Origin of the sequence: Methylocella silvestris (assembly GCF_002891535.1) — a bacterium.
Classification (GTDB): domain Bacteria; phylum Pseudomonadota; class Alphaproteobacteria; order Rhizobiales; family Beijerinckiaceae; genus Methylocapsa; species Methylocapsa silvestris_A.
In genome coordinates this window covers 71,303-97,518 of sequence record NZ_PDZR01000015.1, presented here as the reverse complement: position 1 = coordinate 97,518, position 26,216 = coordinate 71,303, and the positions used below count along the sequence as shown (strand labels likewise).

General features: G+C 59.6%; 30 protein-coding genes and 1 tRNA gene. 3 read left to right on the top strand and 28 right to left on the bottom strand.

Annotation, left to right across the window (positions count from 1 at the left end; genetic code table 11):
* Positions 1-130, top strand: a 130-nt coding sequence (locus tag CR492_RS13540) for an IS3 family transposase (protein WP_146030260.1), incomplete at its 5' end; no start/stop codon positions are given.
* Between the two features lie 188 nt (positions 131-318).
* Here the strand turns inward: CR492_RS13540 and CR492_RS21170 are convergent.
* A complete protein-coding gene (locus tag CR492_RS21170) occupies positions 319-600 on the bottom strand; it encodes a hypothetical protein (protein ID WP_245412081.1) in 282 nt (93 codons plus the stop codon).
* On the opposite strand from CR492_RS21170, the gene CR492_RS13535 reads away from it, so the two are divergent.
* Positions 551-1,639 (top strand): tyrosine-type recombinase/integrase, encoded by a 1,089-nt coding sequence (locus CR492_RS13535; protein ID WP_280951545.1) that lies wholly within the window; start codon positions 551-553, stop codon positions 1,637-1,639. The genes CR492_RS21170 and CR492_RS13535 overlap by 50 nt on opposite strands.
* Positions 1,640-1,775: 136 nt before the next feature.
* On the opposite strand, the gene CR492_RS13530 is transcribed toward CR492_RS13535, so the two are convergent.
* Complete coding sequence (locus CR492_RS13530) at positions 1,776-2,729, bottom strand: DUF4238 domain-containing protein (RefSeq protein WP_146030267.1); 954 nt, start codon at positions 2,727-2,729, stop codon at positions 1,776-1,778.
* Between the two features lie 247 nt (positions 2,730-2,976).
* Positions 2,977-3,333 (bottom strand): hypothetical protein, encoded by a 357-nt coding sequence (locus CR492_RS20530; protein ID WP_146030266.1) that lies wholly within the window; start codon positions 3,331-3,333, stop codon positions 2,977-2,979.
* A gap of 46 nt (positions 3,334-3,379) precedes the next feature.
* Here CR492_RS20530 and CR492_RS13525 point away from each other — a divergent pair, with 46 nt between their 5' ends.
* A complete protein-coding gene (locus CR492_RS13525) occupies positions 3,380-4,645 on the top strand; it encodes an AAA family ATPase (protein WP_146030265.1) in 1,266 nt (421 codons plus the stop codon).
* 200 nt (positions 4,646-4,845) lie between these two features.
* Here CR492_RS13525 and CR492_RS20525 read toward each other — a convergent pair whose 3' ends face one another.
* From CR492_RS20525 to CR492_RS13395, 25 genes are all read right to left on the bottom strand, one after another.
* Complete coding sequence (locus CR492_RS20525; protein WP_146030264.1) at positions 4,846-5,085, bottom strand: hypothetical protein; 240 nt, start codon at positions 5,083-5,085, stop codon at positions 4,846-4,848.
* A gap of 319 nt (positions 5,086-5,404) precedes the next feature.
* Positions 5,405-5,480: transfer RNA gene (locus CR492_RS13515), tRNA-Glu, on the bottom strand.
* Between the two features lie 93 nt (positions 5,481-5,573).
* Positions 5,574-7,382: a single-stranded-DNA-specific exonuclease RecJ gene (recJ, locus tag CR492_RS13510; protein ID WP_102844262.1), complete on the bottom strand. Its 1,809-nt coding sequence runs from the start codon at positions 7,380-7,382 to the stop codon at positions 5,574-5,576.
* Positions 7,383-7,463: 81 nt separating this feature from the next.
* Positions 7,464-7,919 (bottom strand): low molecular weight phosphatase family protein, encoded by a 456-nt coding sequence (locus tag CR492_RS13505; protein WP_102844261.1) that lies wholly within the window; start codon positions 7,917-7,919, stop codon positions 7,464-7,466.
* Positions 7,920-7,959: 40 nt separating this feature from the next.
* Complete coding sequence (locus CR492_RS13500; RefSeq protein WP_102844260.1) at positions 7,960-8,448, bottom strand: UPF0262 family protein; 489 nt, start codon at positions 8,446-8,448, stop codon at positions 7,960-7,962.
* Complete coding sequence (gene hisD / locus CR492_RS13495) at positions 8,445-9,746, bottom strand: histidinol dehydrogenase (protein WP_102844259.1); 1,302 nt, start codon at positions 9,744-9,746, stop codon at positions 8,445-8,447. Before hisD ends, CR492_RS13500 begins: the two co-directional genes overlap by 4 nt.
* A 720-nt stretch (positions 9,747-10,466) precedes the next feature.
* Complete coding sequence (locus CR492_RS13490) at positions 10,467-12,233, bottom strand: MOSC and FAD-binding oxidoreductase domain-containing protein (protein ID WP_102844278.1); 1,767 nt, start codon at positions 12,231-12,233, stop codon at positions 10,467-10,469.
* Positions 12,234-12,544: 311 nt separating this feature from the next.
* On the bottom strand, positions 12,545-12,829 hold the full coding sequence (locus CR492_RS13485) for a hypothetical protein (RefSeq protein ID WP_102844258.1): 285 nt from the start codon (positions 12,827-12,829) through the stop codon (positions 12,545-12,547).
* Entirely contained in the window at positions 12,816-13,043 is a 228-nt protein-coding gene (locus tag CR492_RS13480; RefSeq protein WP_102844257.1) for a hypothetical protein, read from the bottom strand. The genes CR492_RS13485 and CR492_RS13480 overlap by 14 nt, the downstream gene beginning before the upstream one ends.
* A 3-nt stretch (positions 13,044-13,046) precedes the next feature.
* Positions 13,047-13,502, bottom strand: a complete 456-nt coding sequence (locus tag CR492_RS13475; protein WP_102844256.1) for a hypothetical protein — start codon at positions 13,500-13,502, stop codon at positions 13,047-13,049.
* A complete protein-coding gene (locus tag CR492_RS13470; RefSeq protein WP_102844255.1) occupies positions 13,499-13,867 on the bottom strand; it encodes a hypothetical protein in 369 nt (122 codons plus the stop codon). The genes CR492_RS13475 and CR492_RS13470 overlap by 4 nt, the downstream gene beginning before the upstream one ends.
* Before the next feature lie 23 nt (positions 13,868-13,890).
* Positions 13,891-14,673 (bottom strand): glycoside hydrolase family 108 protein, encoded by a 783-nt coding sequence (locus CR492_RS13465; protein WP_102844254.1) that lies wholly within the window; start codon positions 14,671-14,673, stop codon positions 13,891-13,893.
* A gap of 472 nt (positions 14,674-15,145) precedes the next feature.
* Positions 15,146-15,553 (bottom strand): hypothetical protein, encoded by a 408-nt coding sequence (locus CR492_RS13460; RefSeq protein ID WP_102844253.1) that lies wholly within the window; start codon positions 15,551-15,553, stop codon positions 15,146-15,148.
* A 449-nt stretch (positions 15,554-16,002) separates the two neighbouring features.
* On the bottom strand, positions 16,003-17,010 hold the full coding sequence (locus CR492_RS13455; protein ID WP_146030263.1) for a hypothetical protein: 1,008 nt from the start codon (positions 17,008-17,010) through the stop codon (positions 16,003-16,005).
* Positions 17,011-17,024: 14 nt separating this feature from the next.
* Positions 17,025-17,501 (bottom strand): hypothetical protein, encoded by a 477-nt coding sequence (locus tag CR492_RS13450; RefSeq protein WP_146030262.1) that lies wholly within the window; start codon positions 17,499-17,501, stop codon positions 17,025-17,027.
* Between the two features lie 79 nt (positions 17,502-17,580).
* Positions 17,581-18,192, bottom strand: a complete 612-nt coding sequence (locus tag CR492_RS20830) for a hypothetical protein (RefSeq protein WP_180982543.1) — start codon at positions 18,190-18,192, stop codon at positions 17,581-17,583.
* Positions 18,193-18,204: 12 nt separating this feature from the next.
* A complete protein-coding gene (locus CR492_RS13440) occupies positions 18,205-18,564 on the bottom strand; it encodes a hypothetical protein (protein WP_245412079.1) in 360 nt (119 codons plus the stop codon).
* Positions 18,561-18,866 (bottom strand): hypothetical protein, encoded by a 306-nt coding sequence (locus CR492_RS13435; protein WP_102844250.1) that lies wholly within the window; start codon positions 18,864-18,866, stop codon positions 18,561-18,563. The genes CR492_RS13440 and CR492_RS13435 overlap by 4 nt, the downstream gene beginning before the upstream one ends.
* Entirely contained in the window at positions 18,866-19,603 is a 738-nt protein-coding gene (locus tag CR492_RS13430; protein WP_102844249.1) for a hypothetical protein, read from the bottom strand. Before CR492_RS13430 ends, CR492_RS13435 begins: the two co-directional genes overlap by 1 nt.
* A 62-nt stretch (positions 19,604-19,665) precedes the next feature.
* Positions 19,666-20,112 carry a hypothetical protein gene (locus CR492_RS13425; RefSeq protein WP_102844248.1) on the bottom strand — a complete coding sequence of 149 codons (447 nt, stop codon included), beginning with the start codon at positions 20,110-20,112 and terminating at the stop codon, positions 19,666-19,668.
* 47 nt (positions 20,113-20,159) lie between these two features.
* Entirely contained in the window at positions 20,160-20,603 is a 444-nt protein-coding gene (locus CR492_RS13420) for a hypothetical protein (protein ID WP_102844247.1), read from the bottom strand.
* A complete protein-coding gene (locus CR492_RS13415) occupies positions 20,600-21,418 on the bottom strand; it encodes a phage head-tail connector protein (protein ID WP_102844246.1) in 819 nt (272 codons plus the stop codon). The genes CR492_RS13420 and CR492_RS13415 overlap by 4 nt, the downstream gene beginning before the upstream one ends.
* A 608-nt stretch (positions 21,419-22,026) precedes the next feature.
* Positions 22,027-23,541, bottom strand: coding sequence for a hypothetical protein (locus tag CR492_RS13405; RefSeq protein WP_102844244.1), 1,515 nt, complete (start codon positions 23,539-23,541; stop codon positions 22,027-22,029).
* Between the two features lie 169 nt (positions 23,542-23,710).
* Entirely contained in the window at positions 23,711-24,796 is a 1,086-nt protein-coding gene (locus CR492_RS13400; protein WP_102844243.1) for a hypothetical protein, read from the bottom strand.
* Positions 24,797-24,851: 55 nt separating this feature from the next.
* Positions 24,852-26,201 (bottom strand): phage portal protein, encoded by a 1,350-nt coding sequence (locus CR492_RS13395; RefSeq protein ID WP_102844276.1) that lies wholly within the window; start codon positions 26,199-26,201, stop codon positions 24,852-24,854.
* Positions 26,202-26,216 lie beyond the last annotated feature (15 nt).

The following is a 26,216-nucleotide window of genomic DNA, read 5'->3' as shown; positions in this document are numbered from 1 at the left end:
CGTCTTCCTGACCCGCCAGGACGCGACCACCGCCATTGCCCGCTATATCGACGGCTTCTACAATCCGATCCGGCGCCACTCGGCGCTCGGCTATAGGAGCCCCGCTCAGTTCGAGCGAGCAGCAAACTGACGACCGTTTGCCTCTCCACTAAACCGGGGCAAGTCCACGCGCGTGCTGTCGTGCGAGCAAGCGAAGGAAGCCGCCCGCCTCTGGCTCAAGAAACTGCGCGCCGGCAGCGGGGCGACCACGGGCTTAACCGTCGGCGAGGTGCTCGACCAATATTTCGAAGCTAAAGCCTCCGAAGGTATGAAGTCGATTTACGACGCCAAGTCGCGCGCCGGCCTGCACATTCGGCCGAAGCTCGGCAAATCGCTCGTCGCCGCGCTGACCGTCGACCAGGTGCGCAAATGGCGCGACAGCATGGTTGCCACGCCGAAGAAGCTGCGGACCGGGAAATTCGCGACGAAGGTGAATACGCGCGCCGTCGATCTTTCGGACCCCGAGGCAGCGCGCAGGCGGCGCGACACGGCCAACCGGACGCTGACGACATTGAAGGCCGCGCTCAATTGGGCGTTCGACCACCGGCTCGTCGACGACAATAGCGCCTGGCGCCTTGTCAAACCCTATCGCAGCACGACGTCGGCCCGCGTTCGGTTTCTGACTGCGGCCGAGCAGCAGGCGCTTGTGAACAGCGCAGAGGCCGAATTGCGTGATCTCGTCGCGGCCGCTCTCATGACCGGCGCGCGCTTCGGCGAGCTTGCACGGCTCTCTGTTCGCGACTTCGATCCCATTAACGGATCGGTCTTCATTGCAGAGAGCAAGAGCGGCAAGGCGCGGCATATTCCGCTGACGGCCGGCTGCATCGCGCTTTTCGAGCGTCTCTCAGCCAATCGCGAGAAAACGGCGCCTCTCCTCGCTCACGCCCGCGGCCGCTGGAAGGCGGCTGCCTATCAGCGCGAGTTCAAGGCCGCGGTCGCCCGCGCCGAACTCAGCCACATCACGCTTCACGAATTGCGCCACTCCTACGCCAGCACGATGGTGCGGGCCGGCGCGCCTCTTATGGTCGTGGCGGAAGCGCTCGGCCATTCAGGAACGCGCATGGCGGAAATGCACTACGCGCACCTCGCTCCATCTTACGTCGCGGACACGATCCGCCGCGTATCGAAAACGAGTCCGCAGGCGATCATGCGCGCTGATCGAATCGCGCGAATCCTCGACTGGCGAACTGCCGGACATACCCTTTCCGATATCGCAAAAGCGGAAAAGATTTCGGTCAAGCGTGTATCCGACCTAATCGGTGAAGCGATTGAGAAAAAAGTCGATTTGTCGGCTACCGAGTTTCTGAAAATTACGAATCTTCGGCTGGAGCGGCTTCTTCGCGCGCATATGGCCAGCGCCGAAGCTGGAAACCCCCGCGCGGCAGAGTGCGTAATTGCAGTTATAGATCGGCAACTGAAACTGATCGGCAAGGACGCGTCGCTTAAATCCAACGATAAGATCGACGAGACACAAGCCGACAAATCGCTGCAAAGAAAGCTCGACGCCATCGGCGAGAAAATTCAGCGGTTAAAGACTGTGCAAGCGCCCAGTACGGGGGAGCCTTCAGGCTCTCCCATGAACAACGGCGAAAAAGATTGAGGCGATCATCCCTGACTTCAGGAAGACAGTCGGAGGGCGTCGAACTATTAATTCGCAAGCTAGCTGCACGCTTCCTTAAAATGCCGGGCCAGACACGCTTAACAGCTACTTGATCTTATGCATCGCGCTGCCGCTTTTAAGGACCTTCCCAAAGCCGGTCCTCCAAAAGCCCGGCGCCACGCATGACCTTAGTGTGGTGATTCATCATGTAGGGAAAATTGCCATCGCGGCCGTAGACCTGAGTCATCGAATGCAAAATGATGTTTCCGTTGATTTGCGCGATTAGAGACTCGTCTGCATCGACCTCGTCGCCATCATCAATTTCAAAGGAACCAATTATCGCCAGTTCGTTCGAAATTGGAAAAAGCAGTTGGGTGTTACGAAGCCCAAGGCCAGTAGGATATATTCCACGCCTTGCTGGGTCAGACCACATTATGCACATCGGGTGATCTGACGTGATGAAACCGGGCGCATTCGGCGGGGTTCGGAACAGCATCCAGCGGCGACTAAAAATGAGGGGAAGTATTTTATCAAATGTCTGTAGTTCCATTTGTAAATGCATCGATGTTTCCGTCTCGATTCTGAAATCGTCTCGATTCAGAAATTCGCGCATCTTTTCATAGTCGGCATCCGCGTCAGCAGGGAGAAAACCATCCTCTTTTGCGCGCCGAACTTGATACGCCCAACCCTCCGGCGTGGCAGCCGCTAAGTCCATCATCATCTTTGCGGTTCGCTCATGTGCTGCGCGAAAATTTTCGCGCAGCCGAGGGTTCTTTGTGGCCATCAAACCAATTAGATTGAAGATAAGGGCGCGATCGTTTTCATTTTTGATCGAACGGGCGCTGATAATTCGCTTGAGAGCTTGATCTAGTTCGGTTTCAAATCCAGAGAACGCATTTTCAAGCGCATCGGGGGGGCGGCCCTCAACGTCAATTGTGTGAAAGTCACGCTCTGCGGCAACATTCTTGGGGTTAGGCGAGAATATGCGTCGCTCTTTGAAGTCAACAGCGAACAGCCTTGGCTTCTCTCGATTCGAAACAAAACCCTTGAGATAGCATTGCGGGACGTAATGGTGCTGTCTTGCGGTCATTGCAACCTCGAAAGCGTTCTGGGCCAGACGTTCGGTCCGCCACCCAAAGGGCTCGCTCCCCTCATCACCAATTTGGCGGGCCGCCCCATCGTATCGCAATAGTCGGTGGTAACTCAGTTTGAAATTAGGATTCTCTCGCGGCGGTAACGCTATTTATACTGTCGGTTGCGAGCAGGAGTTCATAGCTTTTTCATCACCAGACGAGCTAGATTCTCCTCCATTTTTCGAAGCGAAGATCTCCGTTTATTCAAGCAAGATCAGCTTCTTTTAGAGCTTCGTAATATTGACCTCGGTCATGCCGAATGGGTTCAGCGACGCCCCCCCCCCCCGCGACGTTCTTCTGCTTCGCCACCGTGAATGACCAAATTTCATCGACTTGAACGGGCTTGTCTTCACGTTGCGTGCCTTTGCGTCGTGGAAGCCCGCAGAATCTGCTCGCGTCTTCAAGAAGCTTCAAAACAGTGCTGATCGATTTGTTCGCCAGCCGCGTGGCAGAGCGCATTGCAGCGGCTTCGCAAAGGATCGAAAGGATTTTTGAGCGCGGGTGGCAACAGGAAGCTTGACCTTCACACTTAGTGTCAATCAAAGGGCGATCATTGACCATTGTTGAGCAATCAATTAGACATCAAGTGTCATCACTAGATAGCTAATTGATCGCACTAATGGCAACGCAGAGAACCGACGAGGACTGGGCAGCCCTCCGTTTTGAGGCTGGCCAGCACTTTACGCCATCGACCCCTATTAATATGGCAGAGGCTTTCGCTGGACGCACGCCGCAGATTCGGAAGCTCATCGAGACGGTTTCGGAAAGGGGTCGCCACGCAATAATTTACGGCGAGCCCGGAGTCGGCAAAACATCTGTAGCTCAAATATTGCAGTATTTTGTGCCGAGGAAAACGTCCGAAGTGGTATATATTAGAAAGGCTGCCTTTTCATCAGACAACTATTCTTCAATTTGGATGGATATTTTTAAGAGTATCAAATTCAAAGTCGATATAGGCGATGGAATTAAACTGTATTCTGTCTCTGATATGTACTCAGCTGGCGTAACGCCTAGTGATGTCGTTCGAGAGCTGTCGAATTTCAAAGAAAATGACATTCCGATAATTGTTATCGATGAATACAATCTGATAAAAGACAAAGACTCTTCTCATAATATGGCAGAAACGATCAAAGCCGTATCTGACGCTGGCCTTAATGTAACAATCGTTATCGTTGGGATAAGCGATACTGTCGAAGATCTGATAGAAGGTCACGCATCTATTTCGAGGTGTTGTGAGGAAATATTGATGCCTCGCATGGATAGCGTCGAAATGCAGGCTCTTCTTGAGAGCAGAACATCAAAACTTGGTATGAAAATTATAGGTGACGCAAAATGGAAAATTATAAATTTAAGCAAGGGATTGCCAGCTTTCTGTCATGGTCTCGGTCGAGGCGCTGTCCTATCGGCAATCGATTCGAAACGGTTGTCCGTCGGCGAGGTTGATGTTGATAGTTCTATTAGCGCTCTTCTATCAAGCTCACAGAACACACTAAAAAAAGACTACGAGACAGCCATCAGGAGTAATCAAGCTAAAGCCCGATTCCGTCAGATATTGACTGCTTGCGCGTTGGCCAAGACAGACGAGAGCGGTTATTTCACTGCGAAGCAAGTTCAGGCCCCCCTCACTAGCATCCTCAAAAAGTCAATTGGAATTGACGGGTTCAACCCAAACCTTAAGGAACTCGCCAGCGATAAGCGCGGTGACGTTTTGCAGCAAATCGGCTCAGAAAGAATCTACCGTTATCGGTTTAGTAATCCAGCGATGCAGCCCTTTGTAATTATGAAGGGCATTCAAGATGGATTGTTAGACGAAAAGGCCAAATCTGCTCTTTCGAGCCCCGAACAGGGCGATCTCTTCCCCACCGTCAATTAGCGGCCTTTTTTGCGATTTCTTGGCGTTGGGCTTCGGTCAAATGCGAGCTTTGGCTTCCCCTTTCGTCCAAAGTTCTCGCGCAGCCACGTTTTGCCGGTCGCGGGGCCGAGGTCCTCTTTGCCCGTGGCAATGCGCATGGCCTTCACGGCGTTGCCGATTACGTCGGCGGGGAGCTTCTCGCCTTCAGGTCCGGTTGGCATTTACGCCTCCTTAAACCCGGAATCCGTCAATAATAGAAAATTGTTTTGGCCGAGAATAAGCCATTTCTTTTTAAGAGCATAATCCTTGGCCTTGTCAAAATCGGCGTAGGCACCCACTGCCGCTGCAAACCGATGCTGCACTTGGGGTATCGGGCCGCCTTGCCCCGAAAGCGACCCATCATCCACTAAAACGCGAAGGATTTTCCGAGCGCTCTCTTCTGCAGAAGGAATTTCAGCCATTTATTGCTCCTGCTTTCCGGTAAGCATAGCAGGGAGATCAAGCCAAAGCGAGCGCGCGTCAAGGCCCTCGCATTTCAAACTGAACACTGCCCAATAGCCAACTCATCAAACCATCATTCGGATGCGCTCGCCCACGAAACGGTCCCGCTGATATGAACGTCCACCGAGCAAAAAATGCTTTGACCAGAGCCATCTAAAGGGCGGGTTAGAAATCAAATAGTCCGAGATTTTCCGAGAATGTCCGAGCGCATGTTTTCCGTACATTTTCCGTATGACTGGCGCCCACAAATGGAAATTGTACGTAAGTCTTTGATTTCGTTGGCGCGCCCAAGGGGAATCGAACCCCTGTTTTCGCCGTGAAAGGGCGACGTCCTAGACCGCTAGACGATGGGCGCGGGGGCCGGGGCGCACATCAATGATCGACGCCGCCCTCAGCGGCGCGACATATAAAGCGCGATCGTCGGACTGGCAAGTTCGCAAAACACGAGTTATGAGGCGCGCGGTCCGCGCGCCGGCGCGAGATCGAGGAGCCGCAGTCGCACGCGCTGGGTTCCGCCCCAGCTATCGAGCGCCAGCGTCCCGGCCAGATGGACCGATGAGCCGAGCGCGGCTCGCAGCGCCTTTTCGAGCGGCTGCGTCGCCGCCCGAAACGCTATTCCATCGATCCTCGCGCCGTCGCCAGCTTCCGCGCGCAGCTGGAGGTGGCCATTGCCAACCTCCGTGACCCGGGTCAGCCTGTGCGCCGGTAGAGCGAATACCGGCTCGGAATTGCCGGCGCCATAGGGACCCGCCTGCTCCAGGGATTTTACGAGGGTCGTGGTCGCCCCGCCGGCCGTCAGCGCGGCGTCAACCAACAGCGCATGGGCGCCCTCGCCTCCCCGTTTTTCGGCCAGGCTCGCGTCGAGGAAGGCGCGAAAATCGTCCAGACGGTTTTTGGCGATCGTAATTCCAGCCGCCATCGCGTGGCCGCCGCCCTTGACCAGAATTCCGGCTTCGACCGCCGCGCGCACCACGGCGCCGAGATCGACGCCCGGAATGGATCGCCCCGAACCGACGCCGACATCTCCAGAAAAAGCAATCGCGAAGGCAGGCCTGCGCTGATTTTCCTTCAGCCTCGAGGCGACAAGGCCGACAACGCCCGGATGCCACCCCTCCGAGGCGACGACAATGGCGGCGGCATCGGCCGAGAGGCCGCCGGCGATCGCCTGCGCCTCCGCTTCGTCAAGGGTTCCGCTTTCGATCACCTGCCGCTCGCGATTGAGACGATCGAGGTCTTCGGCGATGCGCTTCGCCTCGATCGGGTCGGCGATGCTGAGGAGGCGCGCGCCAAGCGCCGCGTCGCCGATTCGCCCGCCGGCGTTGATGCGCGGGCCTATCAGAAAACCGAGGTGATAGGGGGTCGGTGGACCGTCCAGTTTCGCGACGTCGAACAGGGCGTTCAGGCCCGGGCGCAGGCGTTGGCGCATCACCGCGAGGCCCTTGGTGACAAAGGCGCGGTTCAGCCCCCCGAGAGGCGCGACATCCGCCACTGTCGCGAGCGAAACCAGATCAAGCCCGCCGAGGAGATCGGGCTCCGGGCGTAGCGCGAAAAATCCTCTTTCCCGGAGCATCCGATTGACGGCGATCAATGTCAGGAAAACGACGCCCGCGGCGCAGAGCGCGCCAAGACGGGATAAATCATCCTGCCGATTGGGATTGACGACGAGCGCGTCCGGCAGGATTTCCGGAGCTTGATGATGGTCAAGGACGATCGGCTCGAGCCCGAGCGCGGTCGCTTCCGCCAGGGGATCATGGCTCATCGTGCCGCAATCGACAGTGATCAGAAGCTGACAGCCGGCCGCGGCAAGCTGGCGGATCGCTTCGACATTCGGACCATAGCCTTCAACGATACGGTCGGGGATATAGACAACGGCTTCGACGCCGCAGGCCGTAAAATAATCAGCAAGGAGCGCGGCGGAAGCCGCGCCGTCGACGTCATAATCGCCAAAAATCGCGAGTTTGCGCGATCGTTCTACGGCCTCGGCGATCCGTGCGGCCGCCGGCTCCATGTCCTTCATGCAGAACGGATCGGGGAGCAGGCGCCGCAGCGTCGGATCGAGATATTCGTCGCAAGTCTCGGGCCCTACCCCGCGCCCGGCAAGGATCCTCGCCAGAATTTCACCGTGGCCGCGCAATTGCGCAATCGCTGCGGCCCTGGCTTGGCCGCCTGCGTCAAGCCGGTCGCGCCAGCAGGCGCCGAGCGCCGAACGTTCGACGCCGAGGAAGGGGCGGGGATGGGATGCGGACGATTCGCTCATGCCCCGGAGTCTAACGTGAGGAACTCGCGGGCGCGAGCCGGCAGGCATGCGCGTCGTTCCGCAAATAAACGGAATTATAAATTAAAGATTTCCCATTGGCCGATAGTCCAGCAACTTTTCGATGCGCTCCAAAAGCCCGTCGCGTGTGCCGCGGTAGGCTTCGAGCATTCTTTCACGCGAGCCTTCTACGGCCGTAGGATCGATGGTCGGCCAATAGAGAACCTCAATCGCCAGGGTGCGGGTGAGGTCGAGGACCTTGTGATGCGCTTCCGGCGACAGGCTTACGATGAGATCGAAGGACATATCCTCGAGATCTTCGAAAGTGCGCGGATTGTGGCGGCTGATGTCGACGCCAAGCTCATCCATCGCAGCGATCGCGAAGCCGTCCTGTTCTCCCTGCTTCAGGCCAGCGGACGCGAAATAGATTTCCTTTCCGAAAAAATGCCTTCCCAGCGCCTCCGCCATCGGCGATCGCACTGAATTTTGCGTGCACGCGAAAAGGATGGATTGTGGACGGTCCTTGATTCCGGCCTTCATCCTGGCGGCGCCTTCGCGTCCCCTTTCGCGGGCATTGACGCTAGCCCTTCCAGTGCAAAGCGGCGACCAGGGTGAAGATGCGCCTCGCGGTATCGATGTCGCAGTCGATCTTGCCCTTGAGCCGCTCGATCAGCATTTGCGCGCCCTCATTATGGAGGCCGCGCCGTCCCATGTCGATCGCCTCGATTTGGCCCGGCATCGCGGTCCTGATCGCCGCATAATAGCTTTCGCAGACAAAGAAATAGTCTTTGAGCAGTCCGCGCAACGGCGTCAAAGACAGGATATGCGTCACCAAGGGGGCGCTGTGCTCGTCGAGGATCTCGAGCACCAGCTTGGAGTCCTGCAGGGCGATTTTGAGGCCGTAAGGCCCCGCATCGTGCCCCGGAACGCCGAAACTGTTTTCCTCGATGAGATCGTAGATCGCGATCTGACGTTCATGCTCCTTGTCGGCGGTGCTGCGGCCGATCGACGTCTCGTCCAGCGTGACAGAAACAAGTCGATTACGTGCGGCTGGATCCGTTCCGCTCATGACGCTCCCTTTTCGAGACGAAGCGCGACTGACCGCGCGTGCGCATCCAGACCCTCCGCGCGACCGAGGGCGACCGCTGCGGGGCCAAGAACCGCGAGGCTATCCCGGCTGCATTTCAGGATTGACGTCTTCTTCATGAAATCCAGCACACTCAAGCCGGAAGAAAAGCGCGCCGAGCGCGCGGTTGGCAACACATGGTTGGACCCGCCGACATAATCGCCAATCGCCTCCGGCGTAAAGCCGCCCAGAAAAATTGCCCCCGCATTGCGGATTTGATGACTAAGCTCCTCGGCGCCAGCCGCCACGATTTCAAGGTGTTCCGCAGCCAGCCGATTGGCCAGGAGGACGCTTTCCTGAAGATTTTGCACGATGATGATCGCGCCAAAATCTCGCCAGCTCGCCGCAGCGATCGCGCGACGAGGCAGCGTCGCCAGTTGATCCTCTACGGCCGCCGCGACGGCATCAGCAAGAATCGGCTCGTCGGTAATCAGAATGGATTGCGCCGCGGCGTCATGTTCGGCCTGCGCCAAAAGGTCGGCGGCGATCCAGTTCGGATTGGCGTCGCCGTCAGCGATGATCAGCACCTCTGACGGACCAGCGATCATATCGATGCCGACTTTGCCGAAAACGCGGCGTTTGGCGGCGGCGACATAGGCGTTTCCCGGACCAACGATTTTCGCGACCGGCTGGATGGTCTGCGTTCCATAAGCGAGCGCGGCAATCGCCTGAGCCCCGCCAATGCGGTAAATCTCATCGACGCCTGCCAATCTGGCGGCCGCCAGCACGAGCGGATTCATTTTTCCGTCTGGAGCGGGGGCGACCATCACGATGCGCTCGACGCCTGCAACCTTTGCGGGCGCCGCATTCATCAGGACGGAAGACGGATAGCTCGCCGTCCCGCCGGGGACATAGAGACCGACGGATTCGATCGCAGTCCAGCGCCAGCCAAGCTCCACGCCCAACGCGTCCGTGAAGCGTTCATTCCGCGGATATTGCCGCTTGTGAAAAGCCACAATGCGCTCGTGCGCCAGTTCCAGCGCGTCGAGAGCCTCGGGCTCGCAAAGAGCGCTCGCCGCGTCGATCTCGGCCGCGTCGACTCGTAGCCCGACCCGGTCAAGATCGACGCGGTCGAATTTTTTCGTCGCGCGAAAGAGCGCCGGATCGCCTTCGGCGGCGACCTCGGCGATGATCTTCCTCACGACTTCGTCGACGTCCTCCGCGGACTCCCTTTTGGCGCCGAGAAGCGCTTCGAAAGCCGCGCCGAAATCCGCGCGCCTCGTATCCAGCCTCAAGGGCATGGCTCGTCTCCAAATATCTGAGGTCTGACGCTGCACCGTGTAGCGGTCTGTGCCGGGGGTGGCAAGATTTTGGCGTCTGGCCTCTCGCGAAGGCGTGCGAAGCCGCCCGCGACGCCGGCGTCAGACGGCCGGCCCGCGAATAAAGCAAGAAGATCATGGATATGATTGTATATTCTCGCAGTAATCATAGCGTATTAAATAACAGCAGTATTTGCTAAAATCTATTATTTACTACATCTATAAACTGCCAAAAAAATCCTTATATTTATCTTCCCTGTTTATCCCATGCATTTGATGGATCCGCTCAAGAATGAGTCTTTGCGACTCTTTGTCGAGAGCGTGCAGAGGAAGTCCGCGCCGTGCGATTTGTCTTCACCCGTTGCGCACCTTGAGGGCCGCGTCATCTGCCCTGCCCTGCGCAGCTATGCTTCGTTCGCCTCATCCAGCGATCCAGGCGTCAATGGCTGGATGTTCGAGGCGATTACCGTGCAATTGCCCGGGACGAGTGGAGGCCAACGATACAATATTTCATTCGGGGACGGAACTCGCAGCTGCGCTTCGGGACGCGGCCGCCCCGCACGACGAACACGAGCATAGATCAGCCAGGGGGGAGCCGGACTGGTACGCCGAATACATTGTCCAGGAGCAGGCCGGAAAACCGCTGCCGTAGCGAGCCGCGATTCCGAGGTCATCGTGATAGGCGCCGGCCCCAACTCGATTTCAAAGGTCTATGACGATGTCGCCTTGGGGCTGGCAGCAGCAGATCAACGCATTGCCGCCGGCGGGCGCGTCGATTGGCTCGGGCCGATATATCACGGCCCCGGCCACAAGCCCCGTCTCACAGGTGTGGCAAACGCCCGTCCGGCATGACCATCGTACCGGCACGTCGCACGCTTCGGCAAGCTCAAGCAGGCTCTGGCAGTTCGAACCCCAGTGAACGTCTATGCCGCTCCGGGCAAACGAGACGCGAGGTCCATTGCCGGGAGCCCCATGCGGCAGATGAGGCCGCGGGCGCGGCGCCGCTGCGACGCCTGGAGTCATGGATGGACCCGAGCCGAAAATCTCGGTGTGAACGTTGCTTGAAGCGACCCCCCATTCGGCGAGACCAGCGCTGAGATCGCTCAAGAAGGTAGGCGGCCCGCAGATGTAAAAGTCAGCATTTCGCGGCGTCCCGAGCTCTCGCACGCCGTCCATATCCATGTGTCCGCGCGCGTCGAAATCGACTCCCAACTGATCGTCGGCCGCAGGCGAACTGTAGCAAATGCGGCGGCGACTGTGGCCCAACATTTGCGCGAGGGCGTCCGCCTCAGCGGCGAACGGGTGCTCGTGATGGTCACGAGTTCCGTACAGCCACCAGATTTCCCGCGCCGAAGCCTCCGCCGCCAAAGCGTGGAGCATTGCCAGCAGAGGGGTCGCGCCAATGCCGGCGCTTAGGAACACAACAGGTCCGTCACCGGGCCGAAGCGTGAAGCTGCCCCGGGGTGCGCTCACGTCGAGCACGTCGCCAACCTGCAGTTCATCGTGGATGTATGCGGTAGCCGCTCCATGGGGTTCGCGCTTTACGCTTACGCGATAGTGTTCAGTGCTGGGTTCGCCCGATAGCGAATAGCTGCGCAAGAGCGCGGGCGCGTTGGCTCCAGCCTTCAGCCGCAGAATGATAAACTGACCTGGCAGGGCTTTGGTCAGAGAGGATCCGTCAACTGACTCGAAAGTCAGCGAGAGGACGCTGCTGCTTTCCTGAAATTTTCGCGAAACCCGAAGCGGGCGAAATCCCGGCCATGCCGGAGCAGGTCCAAACCGCCGAGCAAGCCCCGCGTTTCCTGTTGTGGCGCCGCCGCTTTGGTCCTGCTGGAGCAGCGCCTGGAAAGAGGCGCCCCAGCCGGCGCTCAGCGCGGGGATGCGCAGCGCGCGCTCGAGCTGGCCACGAGGGTGACCGGGCATATACAGCAGAGCGTTGATCTCGAAAACGCTCATGCGTTCGGGGCCCGCGGCGACCTGCATGATCTCGTCGCCGGCTCCCACCTCGCCTTCCTGCAAAACACGAAAGTAGAACCCCGGCCGGCCATGCGCCACCAGCAGCGCGGCCATCTGTGGTTCGCGCATTCGGATGCCTACCCGGTAACAGGTGACGCGCGGCTGCGTCACCTCCAGCAACGCGCCGCCGATACGATATTGATCTCCGATGCACACGTCTTGGTCGGACAAGCCATCAATGGTGAAGTTCTCGCCGAACTGCCCATGGGTGAAATCGTTTCGGCCGAGCTGGATTTGCCAGTAGCGATAGGAGTCGATCTGATAGACGAAGACGGCGCGGTGCTCGCCTCCGTGTCCGGCGATGTCTCCCTGCCCATCCCCGTCAATGTTGAGATGACGCACTATGCGTCGCCCTTGCACGGGCGTCTTCCAGATGGCGGTGTGGACAGTCTTCCCGCGCCAGTCGATATCGCGCGGCAGGCCGACGTTCACTGAAAGCAAACGCGCCGTCACCTCCACCTCCCGGACTGCCCATCGCCAGACACCTGCACGCGATCCCTTTAAGCAGCTGATGCAAGTTTTCGGCCCGATTGTTGGCGCATAATACTTGTTCCTGCAAGCCGCGCGAGGCCAATTTCGCGCAACACAGCATTGGATCATGCCTTTCATAAGTTGAGCTCGAAACAGCAAAAAAGCCCCCGCCTCGCTAGAGCGAGACAGGGGCAAAATGGGAGGCCGCGGCGCTGCGAGAGTCGTCAGACAAAGCGCGGCGTGTGATATGTTCTTTTGATAGGCGCCGCTTTGCTCCCGCCAGCATTTTCGTATCAGACGTCGTCGATTTTTCCCGAAAAGCGATAGGCGTGAGCGGCGGCAAGCGCCCGTGTCAAAGTATCAACCTTGGCCTCCAGCTTCTGGATCTCGTGCTGCAGGTCTTCGACGTGCTTCTCATATCCCTCGATAAGGGTGCGAATGCGCGCGTCGACGATCGTCGCCATCGATGGCTGGCGATTGAGCACCGCGACAATGATGGTTCCCAGCACGCCAAGCGCCGTCCCGACGCCGCCCGAGACAATATTCGACCAGACATCCGTCGCGTCAGGAACCGCCATTTGATGCGCGCTCCTCTCGCACGGGGCGGCCGCAAACGATCTTGAGGCGCAGTCCGTCGCCGCCGCGCGGATCGGCCGCCGCTGTCGCCAGACCGGCCATCCCGCATTCCCCGGGTGACGCCGTCACCTCGCGGACATCGAGGGCGGTTTCTCGCGTGCACGCCTCCTGCGGCGTCGAGGCGAGGCAGGTCAGGATAAGGACGATGATTTTCATGCGTCACCCACCCTTCCGGCTTAGCCATGCCGAGACATTCCCGGCGCCTAATGCGACGGCATGAACGAGGAAAAAACTCGAGACGATCGCCCATTCAAAAGTGTCATAAGGCGCAGGGAGCTTCGGAACGCCCAGCGGCCCAGGAGCGCCGAACAGAAATTTTGCGGCGAGGATCGTATCAAGGAAGACCAGGCCGAAATGAATGGCCGGCGGGACGCCCGCGATCAGCATGATCAGCCGATTGACCGGCTGGCCGTAGACCTGGACCTTCAAGGCGTTGAGTTCGATATCTGATTTGAGCGCCTGGCTCATCACGGCCGCGTCGGACGACGCGGCCGCCTCAAAGCCCTTCTCATTCAAATCGAGCTTGGCGCGCTCGTAATTCGTCCAGGCGGCGACGAAGGGTTTTATGAAGCCGCCGAACAACGCATTCAGAATTGGCAGAAGCAGCGCAATCATTGATCAGGCCTTTTCGGTTCGATCTGCGCCGCCTTTACGATTCCGAAAATATGCGTCACGGTCATGAGCAACATGATCGCCCCCGAGATCTTCAGCGCGACTCCCTCCGCGAAGAAGGCCGAAAAATCCACGAGGTGGAGATTCTCGAGGGCGCCAGGCAGGACCGTCACAAACACGCCGACGGCGCCGGAAAGCCAGGTCTTCTGGCCGAGCAAGCGCAGCTTGAACTTCTCCCATCCAGAGAGCCCGGCCTCGTCGATTTTGCCGAGAATTCCAGCGATGAGGCGGAATTCCTTCAGCTTCGGCCGGATGAGAAGGAAATAGACGGCGAGGCTCGCCGTGCTGAAAAGAGCAAACCAGATCATTCCAGGATCTCCGGATTTTAGCGTCAGGATTTTGCTTGCCCAACTGCGACCTGGGCCACGCTTGTAGTTAAGAGTTGGTCCACGGCGGTGGCCTGAGCGGCGGCCGCATCACCGAGAGCTTCAGCGCGCTGGCTTTGACGCCATGCCGCATAGGCGACAACAGCCGTTGCGGCGATCATCGCCACGAAAACGAGCGCGGCGACCCATAACGGACTTTCGAGAAAATGCTGCGCCCCAGCGGCGCCTACGGGAGCCGCGGCGGCGCTTCTCTTTGCAGCAGTGGCGTTTGCCTTTTGCCGCGCCTTGGCCGCAGCGGCATGCGGGGCGATCGGCGCAGAAGCCATCTTCAAACTCGCGGCCTCAATCCGCGCCACGCGCGCGCCCCAGCCCTTACCGAAGGCGCCCCAGGTCCCGAGCGCATGGAGGAAGGAAAGCCGAATATTCGCAATGTTTTCGATGACTGTGGCGATCGGCGGGGATCCCACACTGGCTTTGGCCAGCGCGGATCGGGCGCGCGTCGGACCCGAATTCACCGCAAAATCGAAGGCGGATAGATCCTCGCCCGGTCGTAGTTTCTCGCCATTGACCGCATCCCAATAGCAGCGGCGGTAGAGGTCTTCCAGTTCGGTATCGGAAATCCTCGAGACGCTTTGACGCGGCATGCGGCCGGCGCTGCGGTACTGATCGTAGCGACTCTGCGTTACGCCCTTATTGGTGTAGCCGCCTGGATCGCGCGGATCGTTCGACTCCCCACCCTCTTCTCGCAAAGTATAGGGGAGGCAGAAGGAAAATCGTCCCATGGCCATCGCGGTCTCCAAACAAGAAAAAGCCCGCACAAGGCGAGGCGAACACAGCGTAAGAAAATGAGGTGGTTGAACTTTTTCATCAAAAAAGCCGGGTCGGCGCGGACGTCATGTGTCCGCCTCGCGCCCTAATCGGAGCGAATCGCCCATCTCCCGCTCCGCGAGGACGGCGCCCCGAAACGACGCCGGAAAATGAGATCAAATTCGGGGCGCAATTCCGGCTTGGTCCAAGCAGCCGTTAGGGTCTGTTGTGATCGGGATGAAAAACAAGTTGGGATCGTTCAGCGACGCGACATAAGCCGCCTGCGCCGTCTCCCACGCAAGCGCAACCGCATCATTGGCCGACACCAGGACGCCGGTAACGAAAATAGGCATGGTGACGGAATAGGCCCGCGCCTGCGCGATGCATGACGCAAGGCCAGGTTGCGCAAGAGCGAAGCCGAACGTTGCGTCATTGACGCCGCGGCCAGCGAGATCACATCCGGGTTGTAGTTGAGCAGGTCAAACATATGTTCCTGCATTCGGTAATTGACGCCGCCGTTGTTGGCGTAATAACCGGTGCACCGATGCCCGCCGCGCGATAATCGGATATGCCGAGGCAATCGGCCATGATCTCGCCATAGCCGTCCCCAAGACCGCCAGGCAGATTTCCGGCCGACTGCGTGAGGCTGTCGCCGTTCTGGATCCAGCGTAGATTGTCGCTGGACGGCGGCGCCCAGATCGTCTCTGTCGGCCCAACCCATGCGCCATAGAACGATGTGGCGGTGATCATCTCGATCTCGATCTGCCGCTCTTGCCGGCCGCCGACAGCGGTAAAGTCGACCAGCGAATAGGAGGGCACGGCGCCCGATGGCGCATATTGCGCCAGAGAGATATCGCCCATTGACGATCAGCCGATATGTGCCGGTGACGCCGAGGACAAACTTCGGGCTGTCAGTCTTGAATTTCACGCGGGGGGCGAGCGCCTGCAACGGCGGATTATTGCCCGCGTTGCCGTTTCCCGTCGACCAGGTCGTGCCTGACGGCAGGACGAGATAGACGTTGGCGTTGATCCTCGGCCAGCCACCGGCGCAATAATACACCGGATTGACGCTTCCACTGACGACGGCGGCGAAGAGCTTGCTATAGCCCGCCGCCACAACAGCGGCCTGATTGGCGAAGAGGCTCGCCGTAGTCGTCACGGTCGGCGCGTTGGCCATAAGCATCGGCAGGCCGGTCGCCGGATCGATGAAATGAGGATTGCCGAGGCCTGACCGGGCGCGCGACGCCAGTCGTTTGATCTTGCCGAAAATCGTTTCCCCAGGTTGGGGACGCCCGCGAAGATCCATCGAATTAGCCCTCCCACGCCGTGAATTGCTGGAAAGCGGCCTGACCAATCAAACTCAGTGCATTGCTTGGAACGCGGCTTCCACCCCACTCGTAGCCATATCCGCCAGGATCGAATGACGTGGTCCCGAGCGCGCCCAAACCCGCTGATCCAGTGAGCGAAGCGCCAAGGCTCAACGCCTGACTGTCATTACGGAATGCGAGATATTGCCGCGATGCATTCACAGCCGCGACCGGAGTGGCGAGCGGCGCAAATCCTGTCAGATTGAAAGTCGCTCCCACTCCCGAGCCCGAGGACGATCCTTGTGACACCGGATTTGCAACCTGAGCCGCATAGACGCCGCCAGTGGCGACAGTCAGGGTCAACGGAGCCATCTTGACGCTGACTGTCGCACCGACAAGGCTGCCTCCCGTCACGGGCTCGGCGGCGACCGTGGTTGGATTGACGGTATAATTTCCCGCTGTCGTGATACTGTTGATCGAGGTGATAACTCCACCAGCGACCGTCGCAGACAGCGCAAACTTCGTTCCCGCTCCAGTGGTGCCGGTCAGGGTCTGTGTTCCTGCCGCGCCGCCGCTCCCCGCATTGACGATCGTCGGGATTGCCGCGAGTTGGGTCGCCACAACCATGAGAACCGCCGGAGCATTTACGCCGGTTCCGGTGGGTAACGTAATCGTATCGCTCGGCGCATAGCCGCCCGTTAATCCTGCGGACGCAATCGCCGCCGTGGAGACTGCCCCCCATATATAGCCTGATCGACTCGTAACCGCGATTGCCGTGTCCATCGCCTGAATCGCGGCAAGGATTGACGCGAGCGTCGACATCTCTGTCGCCTGATTTGCCGCAGTAGCGGCGCCCGCCGGAAGTGGCAGGGCGACGGCAGATATTGGTACTGCAGCCTGGTCGGTAGCCAGCGCGACAGCCACGCTATTCACGGTCGCCTGCGGCGCATTCGGCAAGGTATTGATCGTCGCCCCTGATCCTGGGGTAACGCTAAGCGTCGGCAAAGCCATTGCTTTACTCCGTTCTACGCTGCGACTGCAGCAATCAATCCACTATTTACTGATGCGCTGAAATCCATGACGCCGCTCGAAGCGCCGCCGCCGCCGACCAAGAAGACGCCAGAGCCCTCGTCGATCTCAACGCTGAAGCTATGAGGTCCCGCTGACAACGCTCCGGTCGCGATGGACCAGCGCCCGTTTACGTCGGCCGCCGTGACGCCCGCAGCGTTTGCCGACCCGTCAAGATAGAGTCGGACGCCCAGCCCCATGGCGTTCCCACTTGGACTCATCACTATGCCGCTGACAGACCCGGAGGCGTAATTTGTGGTCGTGATCGGCGAAGACGGGCCGTCGAATATTTGCCATCCATTGGCCTCAAGGATCGCAACATCGAACGGCGGGACTGAAATGGCCGCTCCGGGAACGCTTTGATAAACGCGACCGTTGATCGACACATCATTACGATTGCCATTTTCGGGCGGTGACATGAGTTGTGTCTTCATAGCAATTTAGCTCCCGCTCCACGCAAAGGAATTATCCCGCCATGAAGGGCGGATTCATCTGGGCATGAGGTCGACGGCGTTAGTTGAGAGCTTCCACGACGAGCTGACTGAGCTTGATCTGATTGACGCCGGTTCCTGTCGACCCCCACAAGGTCGCAACCTTGAGAGACAGCGCAGCGTTCGTGGCAACGCTCACAGGCATGGCAAGCGTATTTTGAAATGATGACAGGTTGACGTCCCCCGCCGCCGCCAGGACGGCGCATTCAATGCCAGCCGATGCGCTCGGGACGCCTATTGCCTGGAGGATCCACGAAAGCGCCGGCGGCCATGCGGTAGAGGCCGGCGCCGACCAATTACGAAAATCGACGCCGCCATCGCCCGTCGTCCAATCGCTCTGTTCCCTAATAAGCGACGCCTGCAACTTTGCTCCGTTCGATGCAATGTCGAAGCGAGCCTGCTCCGCTTGTCGCGCTATGGCGATCTGCGCCTCTCCTGCTGGGCGCGCGCTTGATATTTCCTGCCCCGCATTGCCGACATACGCCTGCGTCAGATTGGCGAAGGACGCGTTGATCTGACTTGCTCCCGAAATAAGCGTTGTCGTCGTCGCTCCGAGGGCGGTGTTTGCTTGCTGAATGCCACGCTGCAGGTAGGAGACGTCGGCGGTAAATCGAATAGTGACGTCATCTGCCATTGACACATTTCCTCAAGGTTGGGTCGCCGCCCGATAGTCCTGCTCGCCAAGCGTCGGCCCACCCCCGGGGTGACGCCGGCCTTCGCCCGCCGGTACGAACCCATCTGGAAATCGCGCGATCAGGCTGCCGATTCCGCTTGGGTCATATCCGGGCTTGCGACTTTCAGTTTCAGGTCTGCGTTCGACGCCATAGACGCTTTTCAGGATTTCATGCGTCGGCGGGTAGTCTCGCCAATAGGCAAACAGGCCGAGCACATCATGCAGCGTCATTTCATCGATCTCGGCCGGCGTATATCCGCAAGCCGACATCAGCCTTGAATAGATGAAGCCAAAATCAATGCGGGCGTCGGCTGCGCCTGAGCGCCCGCTCACACTTCCCCCGGCGCGCAGTCTCCTTCGGCCGCCGGCAGAAATCCGCCAAGACGCAGCACGGTCGCCATGGCTGCCGCGATTTCCGGGGCCGTCGCTTCAACGTCTCCGAGCGCCGACGCGGCCTCGGCGTTGTCGCGCTTCAGGGCGATCGCAACGATCGCCATGGCGGCCGAAATATTGCCCTTTGCCTCGGAGGCTCCCGCGATCAGAATCGGCTCAATTTCCTGAACCTGACGCAAATTTAGCGGCCGGATCGACCATTCGCGCGCTCCGAGCCGGATCGTTTCTGAAGCCGGCCTCATCACGACGCCTCCGCGAAGGACCAGGTCATCACATTTCCGGCGGCGTCAGCAAAGCAGGAGAAATCGAACTCTGGCATAACAAAATCTTCGAGCTTGGTGTGAAAGCTCAGCTTGTTCGAGGTGCAATTGTTGAGCTTCAGCGTCACAGCCTGTCCCTGGAATGTTGTGTAGAACACAGCCTGAAACGTCGGGGTCACGCCAAGCAGCTGATTGGCGACCGTGAATTTCTGTCCCGAGCCGGCGATGGAATAGGTGTAACTCACCAATACTGCTTTTCCTGCGTCGCCGGAGTTGAACGTCAAGACGCCGGTGGAAATGGAATATTGCCCAACAGCCGGGCTCGAAGCAACTTTTGTGAGAGGCAGGCCGGTCGCGGCATAGAGAACGCCCTCATCATCGACAATCGTCGCGGCGTTCGCCACAGTCACGGTGTAAGGAGACGCCGCCGGAATGGCGGCGGCTTCGGCGAAGGATGTTGCGATTTGACCCGCAGTCGGCGTCAAGCCATAGAAAAGGCTAGCGAAAGCCAATCCGGAGATGCGCGCAACCTTGGCTTTTCCGGTAGTCTTGATCGTGCCTCTCGCGATCGCCACGGGGCGCTGAAACTGGCCCGTCAGCTCCTTGATGGTCGCAGTCTCCTCGATCGTCACCTCCTGAACGAGGCCGAAATTGATCGGCGTCGCATTCGCTATATCCGTGCGGGTTCCGAGCAACACGCCCGAGCCGAAACTATACATGAGTGACCTCGCTGGTTCGATCTACGCCGATGCCGCGCGGACGCGACGGATCGGAAAGCACGCTAGGGAAGAACGAGTTTGATCGGAACGATCAACATCGCATCGCCGTCAAGATCGCCGGGATCTTTAAGGGTTTTCCCGTCGATGCGGCAGTGGTGCACGGCGCCGCCGAGCGTGTTGCGCCCGCGGATTAGATCTCCTCCTGAAATGGAAAGGGCGACGTCAAGCGCGTCCATCAAATCGTTCAAAAGCACGGCGCCCGTGATCGACGTATCCTTGGCGTTGAGATAGATGAATAGCTTAACCTCCATCACACGTTTCGGCGTTGCGCCTTCGCTCCACGCGTATGTCTCTTGGCCGCCCTCATACAGGAAACACGCCGGCCGCATCGCCGAAGGAACATCGCTCCAGAGTTTAAGCCGGCGCGAGGGGCCGAGTTTCCACGCATAGGCGGCGGCGATAGCGCTTTGTAGCGCCGCCAACGCGGTCTCCCGCTTCGTCGTAGCCATGCCTGCTCCTTGATCTGGCGTTGAAGTCCGCGTCACGCGCGCCGGGATCAGTCTTTCCGTAGACTTTCCAGCGCGGCCTCCTTGAGGCTCGCAGCGATGTCGTCCCTCATCTCGGACATCGACCCACCGAAAAAGGAATGGGCCGGAATGGTCGAGCCCGGATGATGAACTTTCTTGGCGAAAGCTTCTCCCGCGCCGCTGAACTTCAACGCCCGAGCTTTCACGACCACAATGTCGTGCGCCGTGGTTTTGCCGCCAAATTCCTGGATGGCCGCATAAGCGACCCCGACGCTCGACGCTATGATCGATATTGCGCCTGCATCATCCGCGATCGACGAGCGGATCGAAGCAGCCAGCGCGCCTGACTTTTGCTGCAAGCTTTCGCCAGACAGCTTTTTGACGATCCTCTCCTCGAGCGCGGTTCGCGCTGTTTCGGCGCGCTGAACCAGCGCCTGATGCAACGCATCGGAATCGAGCGTGAAATCGCTCATGGCGCGACGCGGCGGTAAGGCTGCAGGCCGGCCGCGACGAAATCGGGGATGTCCTTAACAAGGTAAGCCATGGTTTCCTGGCCGCCGAGAGATTTTGATTGTTGGCCGATGCGCGACCGATAGGAGTAGCGCTCGGCGACCCAGTCCATGCAGCAAATCGCAAGATCCGCCGGGACAAAGCCATAGGTGATTGTCGCGCCCATTCCCGCATTTGCTACATTGAATGTGTAGATTCCATCGGCGACCGAATATTGGCCAGCCGCAGGACTTGCCGCAACGCGGGTCATTGCGAGCCCGTTTAGGGTGACGCCGCCGTCGCTCGCCCAATCGCCGTAGGGCGACAGAGCTGTGACCAAAAAGGGCGCCCCTGGCGGGATCATGGCGGCCTCGCCCGCGATTTGGTAGCCTGCTAAATAGGACACGGACACATTCTGTATGCCGCAATCGAAGCGCCGCCCGCGAAGCGAGAGGCGCTGCCGACGGCCCGGAGGGGCGATGTCGCCCTCATCCAGAACAAATCCGGGCTGCAGCGAATCTGGCGTCATCGCCGGCGCCGGGGGAATCGGCAAGCTGTTCACGGCGCAGCCCAGCACCACATTGACAGGCCACTGACCGAGCAGGAGAGATCGCTCGCCACCGCCGTCAAACGTCTCGGAGAATTTCGTCGGCAGAATCGATTGCCGATCGAGATAATTCAAGATCCCGCGGCTGAGCCTCGTGATGAGCCGTGAAAGCAGAGCGTCATCGTCGGCGCCCGAGATATCAAGCCAGTCTTTGACATCTGCGAGCTTCGCGAGATCATAAGTAGACGCCATCGACCGGTACCCTTCTATGCGACCGCATGCGGCCGTCGTCTCGAAGCGAGGATTTCGTCGTCCGTCACGAAATGCGGGCGGTTCGCGATCAGTTCGCGCCTAGACGAACTCGATTGCGCGCAGAGCCAGAGCGCGGAGTCGGTCGTTCGTGATCGGTATGCGCACGCCAATGCGACGCTCTTTGAGAAAGAAGAACAGCTGACGGCGATTGAGTTGGGATATTGTGTTGACGCCGACGCCATTGGCGACATCGACGTGTTTTGGCTTTTCGACTGCTGGCGACTGAGCCTGGCGTTGTCCGAATAAATCTGCGAAGCTTCGTGTCGCGACAGCTGCGCCTTGACGTCCCGTCGCCTCCGCCGTGAATCCTTCCCCTTGCGGCGAGGGGCCAACTTCCCAACAGCTAAAACCATGCGCCGCCAGCGCCCGCCAATCCGTGGCCTTAACCACCAATGATCTGTCTTCGGAGATCTCGAGAGCCCGTCCGTCATGTGTGACGGCCTCGCAACATGGTGGAGCGCGAAGTTTCATAGACACAGCCCTTCGTCGTTGCATTCTTGGCGCTTCTGAACAATGGAGCGGTCGCACGCGACCGCCCCAATGATGGTTCAGACGTTGCCGATATTCGTGATCAATCCCATTGAGGGCGGAAAATAGTTCTGCAGAACCTGATCCGAGTAGACGCCATATTCATATTTGCGCGTCCGCAGCGGCCATTCGATCTGATAGTAGTCCTGGCGGGTGCGGATCTGAATGACGTTGCCGACGCCCGCAAGCGGATAGGGCAAGGTTTTGGTGGTGAGGAGAATGGTTCCGGCCGGCATATTGGGATGCACCCGGATATCGATCACGTTGCCGCCCTGCATCGAGAACCGATTGAGGTAGGTGCGGACCATGATGCCGCCGCCGATGAGATCTTGCGCGGTCTCAAAGACGAAGCGCTGCGCAGCAGTCTGCGAGCCCTTGACGATGATTCTCGATATGTTGAGCGCTTCCTGCGAACTGACCCACATGGTATCCGGGGACAGGCGATAATTGTCCCACATGGACTTCAGTACGGCGTCAAGCTCCATAACGCCGCCGGCGCTGTCGGTGGTCAGCCCGGTTCCGACGCCAGCTGACCCCGTCCCCATCGTGTAGAGCGTCGCGCCGGATCCGGGCTTGGTCGCCTGGTAGATCAGCCCGTCAAAGGCGAGCGCGTTGGCCGAATTATCACTCGCGCCAAGCGACGCGGCAGTCTGCGTTCCGGAGGCGGGCGCCGTGACGACGAGCGAATTGATCGTCGTGATCGCGCCTAGAACTTCAGAGTTCGCCGCGCCCCAGAACCAGGCGTATCCCATCGCGCCCGAGACCGGGGCGACGGTCACGTTGACGAGGCCCGTCGAGCCCGTGGTCGCGACCGTCGCATTGGCGCTCTTCTTGGCGACTCCGCCGCCGAAGGTGTCCGTCGAGCCGTCGGCGTTCGTGCGGGTGATCGAGCCCTGAACGCCGCCTGCGACCGAGCCGTTCATCAATCCGTCCAGCGTCAGGGCTGCGCAGATGATCGACCAGGTCTGCGCGGGAAGAGCGCCTCCGGTCGTCTGCGCCGTGAGAGTCGGCGTTGGCGTGGCTGCGATTGCGGACGAACAACCGCCGAGGATCATCGCCTCCTCGCCGATCATCAGGGCCTCGAGACCGGTCTTGGCGCCGATCGCACGAATGTCGTCGAATCCCTGACCGGCGAACTGGGCTTCGAAGTCAACGCTGGTTTCGACGCCGATCCCCTTGTAGTTGGCCGCGTAGTCCTGCGTCGCAACGGCAAGCACGCCGCCACGATTGGCAGAGGATACGCCAAAGCGCAGTCCGGTCGTGTTGATCGCGGTGATCGCACGCCAGGACGCCTGTATGCCGCCCTTGCCGGACACTCTGGGGATCGCGTTGCGTAGAGGCGTCATCACCGGGTAAAGAAACTTGGCGCCAAGCTCGAGATCGTAAAAGGTGAGTCCCGAACTGGCGCTGTTGCTTTCAGAGAAGGTGCTCTTCTCAAGACCCATCAGACTCCTGAAGCGCGGATCGCCAAGCGGCTTCGACTGAGCCGTCTTAAGCCGCTCGAGAATGTCTTGTGACTCGGTCTGCGTGGTCATGATTTGCTCCTGACGGAAATCGCTTTAGCGTGACGAGCCTGAAGTGCGCCCATCGCGAACGTAGGGTCGGCCACAGCAAATTCGCCTGCGCAACGCGCAGCGAAAGTGGAATTGGGGAAACCGGCGCGCCGATCGACAGTCGCTTGAGGCGGAGCCGCCGGCGTCTCGTCTAGCGAAGCGGCGACCTGGCGTTACGCTGAGCGAGCTTGATGGCGAGAATCGACAGCGTCTCCGGATCGGTGAGAAGCTTCTCCACTTCATCGCCGCGGCCGTCTTCGGACTTCGCCACCGCGCGCATTGGCCCATAGAAAGGCGGCGGCAAAGGCTGCGCCTCGATCTGCTGCACGCGCTTCAGCACATCGGCAAGCGTCGACGCGAACGCGTCGAAGCGCTTTTCCAGACTGGCGGAGACGCTGTCCTGCGTTGCGAAATCTCCCCCGACGGCGCCAGCCGTCCTGCCGCTTTGCCGGCTGCTTCGATCAGTTTCGACGTCCTGAGCGCGCTTGGCTGCAGCGGGGGCAAACTCATTTGCAAATACGGATTTGGCTTGCGACGCCGCCTTACTCGCCGATGTATCCTGCGCCAAGCTCTCTTGCGCCGCTTCGCGCAGGAGCGCCGCCGTCCGCATCAGGATGTCACGCAACTGATCCGCCAAGGTGGGCGCTCCGGCCTCGTGCTCCGCGCTTGCCCCGGCATTGCCGTCAAGAGCCTGCAACTCGTCGAGGAGGCCTTGCGCTTGAGACGCCGCGTCCGCCGCCTTTCCGAAGCGCCGCAATTCCCGCGATCCGTCCAGCTTGATCATTTCAAAGCAGGCTTGCGGAAGGCAGGGCAGATCGACCAGCGAAATTTCATTTGGATCGGCCGCATAACGCGTCAACCCTTGATCATCGGTCCAACGCTGCGCATAGGCGCCGCCCTGCGAAAAACCGGTGTAGACGCCTTCCGCAACTTTATTCCACTCCGCGTCATCGATCACTTTCGCGCAGATCTCGATCTGCTTTTCCTCATCATTGAAATTGATTTGCATGACCTTGCCGGCCGCGACGGGTCCGTGCATCGCCCGCAAATTGCCGAGTGATTTGCCGCCGGTCGCAGCCGCTATCGCCGCCGACCACTTCTCATAAAAGGGCTCCGTGGAGGCGTAGTCGCAGATCTCTCCCGCGCGATCCTCCGCTTCGGCTGTGGCGAGGCCATAGACCAGGCGCTGCGCAGCGTCGACCTTGGTAATCGGGATGAACATTCGCAACGCGGACATACGTCCTCCTTGACAGTTTGCAATTGAGAAGGCGTCTCGCCAATCCAAGCAGAGATCAATCCGGAAGCGGCACATAGCCCCCCGCCGTCAAGGTCATTGGCTTGTTCGCCGAAGCTTCGCGCAAGGGTATGCGGCCAAGCGCGGCGCGCGCTTCGTTGATCGTCAAGATTCCCTTCGACGTGAAATTGGAAAGGATGGTTTCCTGCGTCAGCGGATCGGTCTCGTGCCCGGAGGTCCAGACGAATTCGAGATCGGGCGCCTCCAACTCATCGGCCAGCACGTCGTCGATCAGGGCCTTGATCCAGGCGAGGATCGGCGCTAAACCTTCCTCGGCGGCAAGCTCCTTTTGCGTCTCCGCGGTCGCCCTGTTCATTGTCTGCGTCAAGCCTTGAGGCGAGATCGAAAAGGCGAAACAAACGATCCGCGCGAGCCATTCGTCGAATGGCCCTTTGAGCTCTGGCTCTTTGGTCTGGATAAAGGTCTTCGCAACGCCGCCAGGGACAAATTTCGCGCGGCGGCGGCGTCCGACATCCCCATCGAAATAGGCGTCCCAATATTTTTGGTACGATGCAATCTGGTCCGGCGTCCAATTCTCGGGAACGCCAATCAGACTGTCTGGGATGTTGCCTTCCGTAAAATAGTCGAGCAGATACATCTGCCGGCGGAGCGCGATATTGACGGTCGTCACGATCTGCTCGACCGGGCTCATGCCATAGACCCGGTTGACGCGCATGTTGCGCGGCCTGTAGACCAAGTCGCGGACAGAATAGTCAATCGCCGGAAAGCCTTTCAACACCTGCTGATAGGCGGTCGGATAGACGAGCTGACCGTCTTTGAAATAGGGCTCCGGCGTGCGGCCGAAGCCGTCGATGACAGGCTTGATGGTTGCCCCGTCGAGAGGCGTCAGGGCCAGCAACCGACCGGCTCGATCCCGCCGCTTGTAGAGCGCCGCGGCGTCGGTGACAAAGACCTCTTCGAGCAGCATGCGCAGCCAGTCGGCAAAGCAGCGGCTGCCGTCCGGGCGAGCGAAAAACCGCGTCGCCGCGCCAATGCGATCGCCGACGCCCGCGGCGTTTCCAATCTTGTCGCGGGCGGCGATTGTCCAGCATTGCCGCGCCGCCTGATCCTTGCGCGTCTCTATGATGAGCCGCAACAGGTCATATCCATCGGCAAGACCGCGCAAGGTCGCGAAAGTGACCGGCTCGGTATTGCGCGGCGTGGTCGACAGATTATAACCGGCCGGAAAATCCCACTGCCGCCCGGCGATGTCCGGCGGCCCCAGCGGGGTCATCGGCCGCTGCGGCCCAAACCAGCCATCCTCGCTCGCCGGGGAGGAGGTAAAGCGGATATCGACCTCATAAGGACTGAGCGACCAGCTTCTCGTCCCGGCGCTGCGATCGACCATGCTGATTCCTTCGCG

Excerpts from the sequence above, each read along its gene's own strand:
- CR492_RS13530 (WP_146030267.1), bottom strand. The coding sequence starts at position 2,729 with ATGACCGCAAGACAGCACCATTACGTCCCGCAATGCTATCTCAAGGGT.
- CR492_RS20530 (WP_146030266.1), bottom strand. The coding sequence starts at position 3,333 with ATGGTCAATGATCGCCCTTTGATTGACACTAAGTGTGAAGGTCAAGCT.
- CR492_RS20525 (WP_146030264.1), bottom strand. The coding sequence starts at position 5,085 with ATGGCTGAAATTCCTTCTGCAGAAGAGAGCGCTCGGAAAATCCTTCGC.
- recJ (WP_102844262.1), bottom strand. The coding sequence starts at position 7,382 with ATGAGCGAATCGTCCGCATCCCATCCCCGCCCCTTCCTCGGCGTCGAA.
- CR492_RS13505 (WP_102844261.1), bottom strand. The coding sequence starts at position 7,919 with ATGAAGGCCGGAATCAAGGACCGTCCACAATCCATCCTTTTCGCGTGC.
- CR492_RS13500 (WP_102844260.1), bottom strand. The coding sequence starts at position 8,448 with ATGAGCGGAACGGATCCAGCCGCACGTAATCGACTTGTTTCTGTCACG.
- hisD (WP_102844259.1), bottom strand. The coding sequence starts at position 9,746 with ATGCCCTTGAGGCTGGATACGAGGCGCGCGGATTTCGGCGCGGCTTTC.
- CR492_RS13485 (WP_102844258.1), bottom strand. The coding sequence starts at position 12,829 with ATGGCGGTTCCTGACGCGACGGATGTCTGGTCGAATATTGTCTCGGGC.
- CR492_RS13480 (WP_102844257.1), bottom strand. The coding sequence starts at position 13,043 with ATGAAAATCATCGTCCTTATCCTGACCTGCCTCGCCTCGACGCCGCAG.
- CR492_RS13475 (WP_102844256.1), bottom strand. The coding sequence starts at position 13,502 with ATGATTGCGCTGCTTCTGCCAATTCTGAATGCGTTGTTCGGCGGCTTC.
- CR492_RS13470 (WP_102844255.1), bottom strand. The coding sequence starts at position 13,867 with ATGATCTGGTTTGCTCTTTTCAGCACGGCGAGCCTCGCCGTCTATTTC.
- CR492_RS13465 (WP_102844254.1), bottom strand. The coding sequence starts at position 14,673 with ATGGCCATGGGACGATTTTCCTTCTGCCTCCCCTATACTTTGCGAGAA.
- CR492_RS13460 (WP_102844253.1), bottom strand. The coding sequence starts at position 15,553 with ATGGGCGATATCTCTCTGGCGCAATATGCGCCATCGGGCGCCGTGCCC.
- CR492_RS13455 (WP_146030263.1), bottom strand. The coding sequence starts at position 17,010 with ATGGCTTTGCCGACGCTTAGCGTTACCCCAGGATCAGGGGCGACGATC.
- CR492_RS13450 (WP_146030262.1), bottom strand. The coding sequence starts at position 17,501 with ATGAAGACACAACTCATGTCACCGCCCGAAAATGGCAATCGTAATGAT.
- CR492_RS20830 (WP_180982543.1), bottom strand. The coding sequence starts at position 18,192 with ATGGCAGATGACGTCACTATTCGATTTACCGCCGACGTCTCCTACCTG.
- CR492_RS13435 (WP_102844250.1), bottom strand. The coding sequence starts at position 18,866 with ATGAGGCCGGCTTCAGAAACGATCCGGCTCGGAGCGCGCGAATGGTCG.
- CR492_RS13430 (WP_102844249.1), bottom strand. The coding sequence starts at position 19,603 with ATGTATAGTTTCGGCTCGGGCGTGTTGCTCGGAACCCGCACGGATATA.
- CR492_RS13425 (WP_102844248.1), bottom strand. The coding sequence starts at position 20,112 with ATGGCTACGACGAAGCGGGAGACCGCGTTGGCGGCGCTACAAAGCGCT.
- CR492_RS13420 (WP_102844247.1), bottom strand. The coding sequence starts at position 20,603 with ATGAGCGATTTCACGCTCGATTCCGATGCGTTGCATCAGGCGCTGGTT.
- CR492_RS13415 (WP_102844246.1), bottom strand. The coding sequence starts at position 21,418 with ATGGCGTCTACTTATGATCTCGCGAAGCTCGCAGATGTCAAAGACTGG.
- CR492_RS13405 (WP_102844244.1), bottom strand. The coding sequence starts at position 23,541 with ATGACCACGCAGACCGAGTCACAAGACATTCTCGAGCGGCTTAAGACG.
- CR492_RS13400 (WP_102844243.1), bottom strand. The coding sequence starts at position 24,796 with ATGTCCGCGTTGCGAATGTTCATCCCGATTACCAAGGTCGACGCTGCG.
- CR492_RS13395 (WP_102844276.1), bottom strand. The coding sequence starts at position 26,201 with ATGGTCGATCGCAGCGCCGGGACGAGAAGCTGGTCGCTCAGTCCTTAT.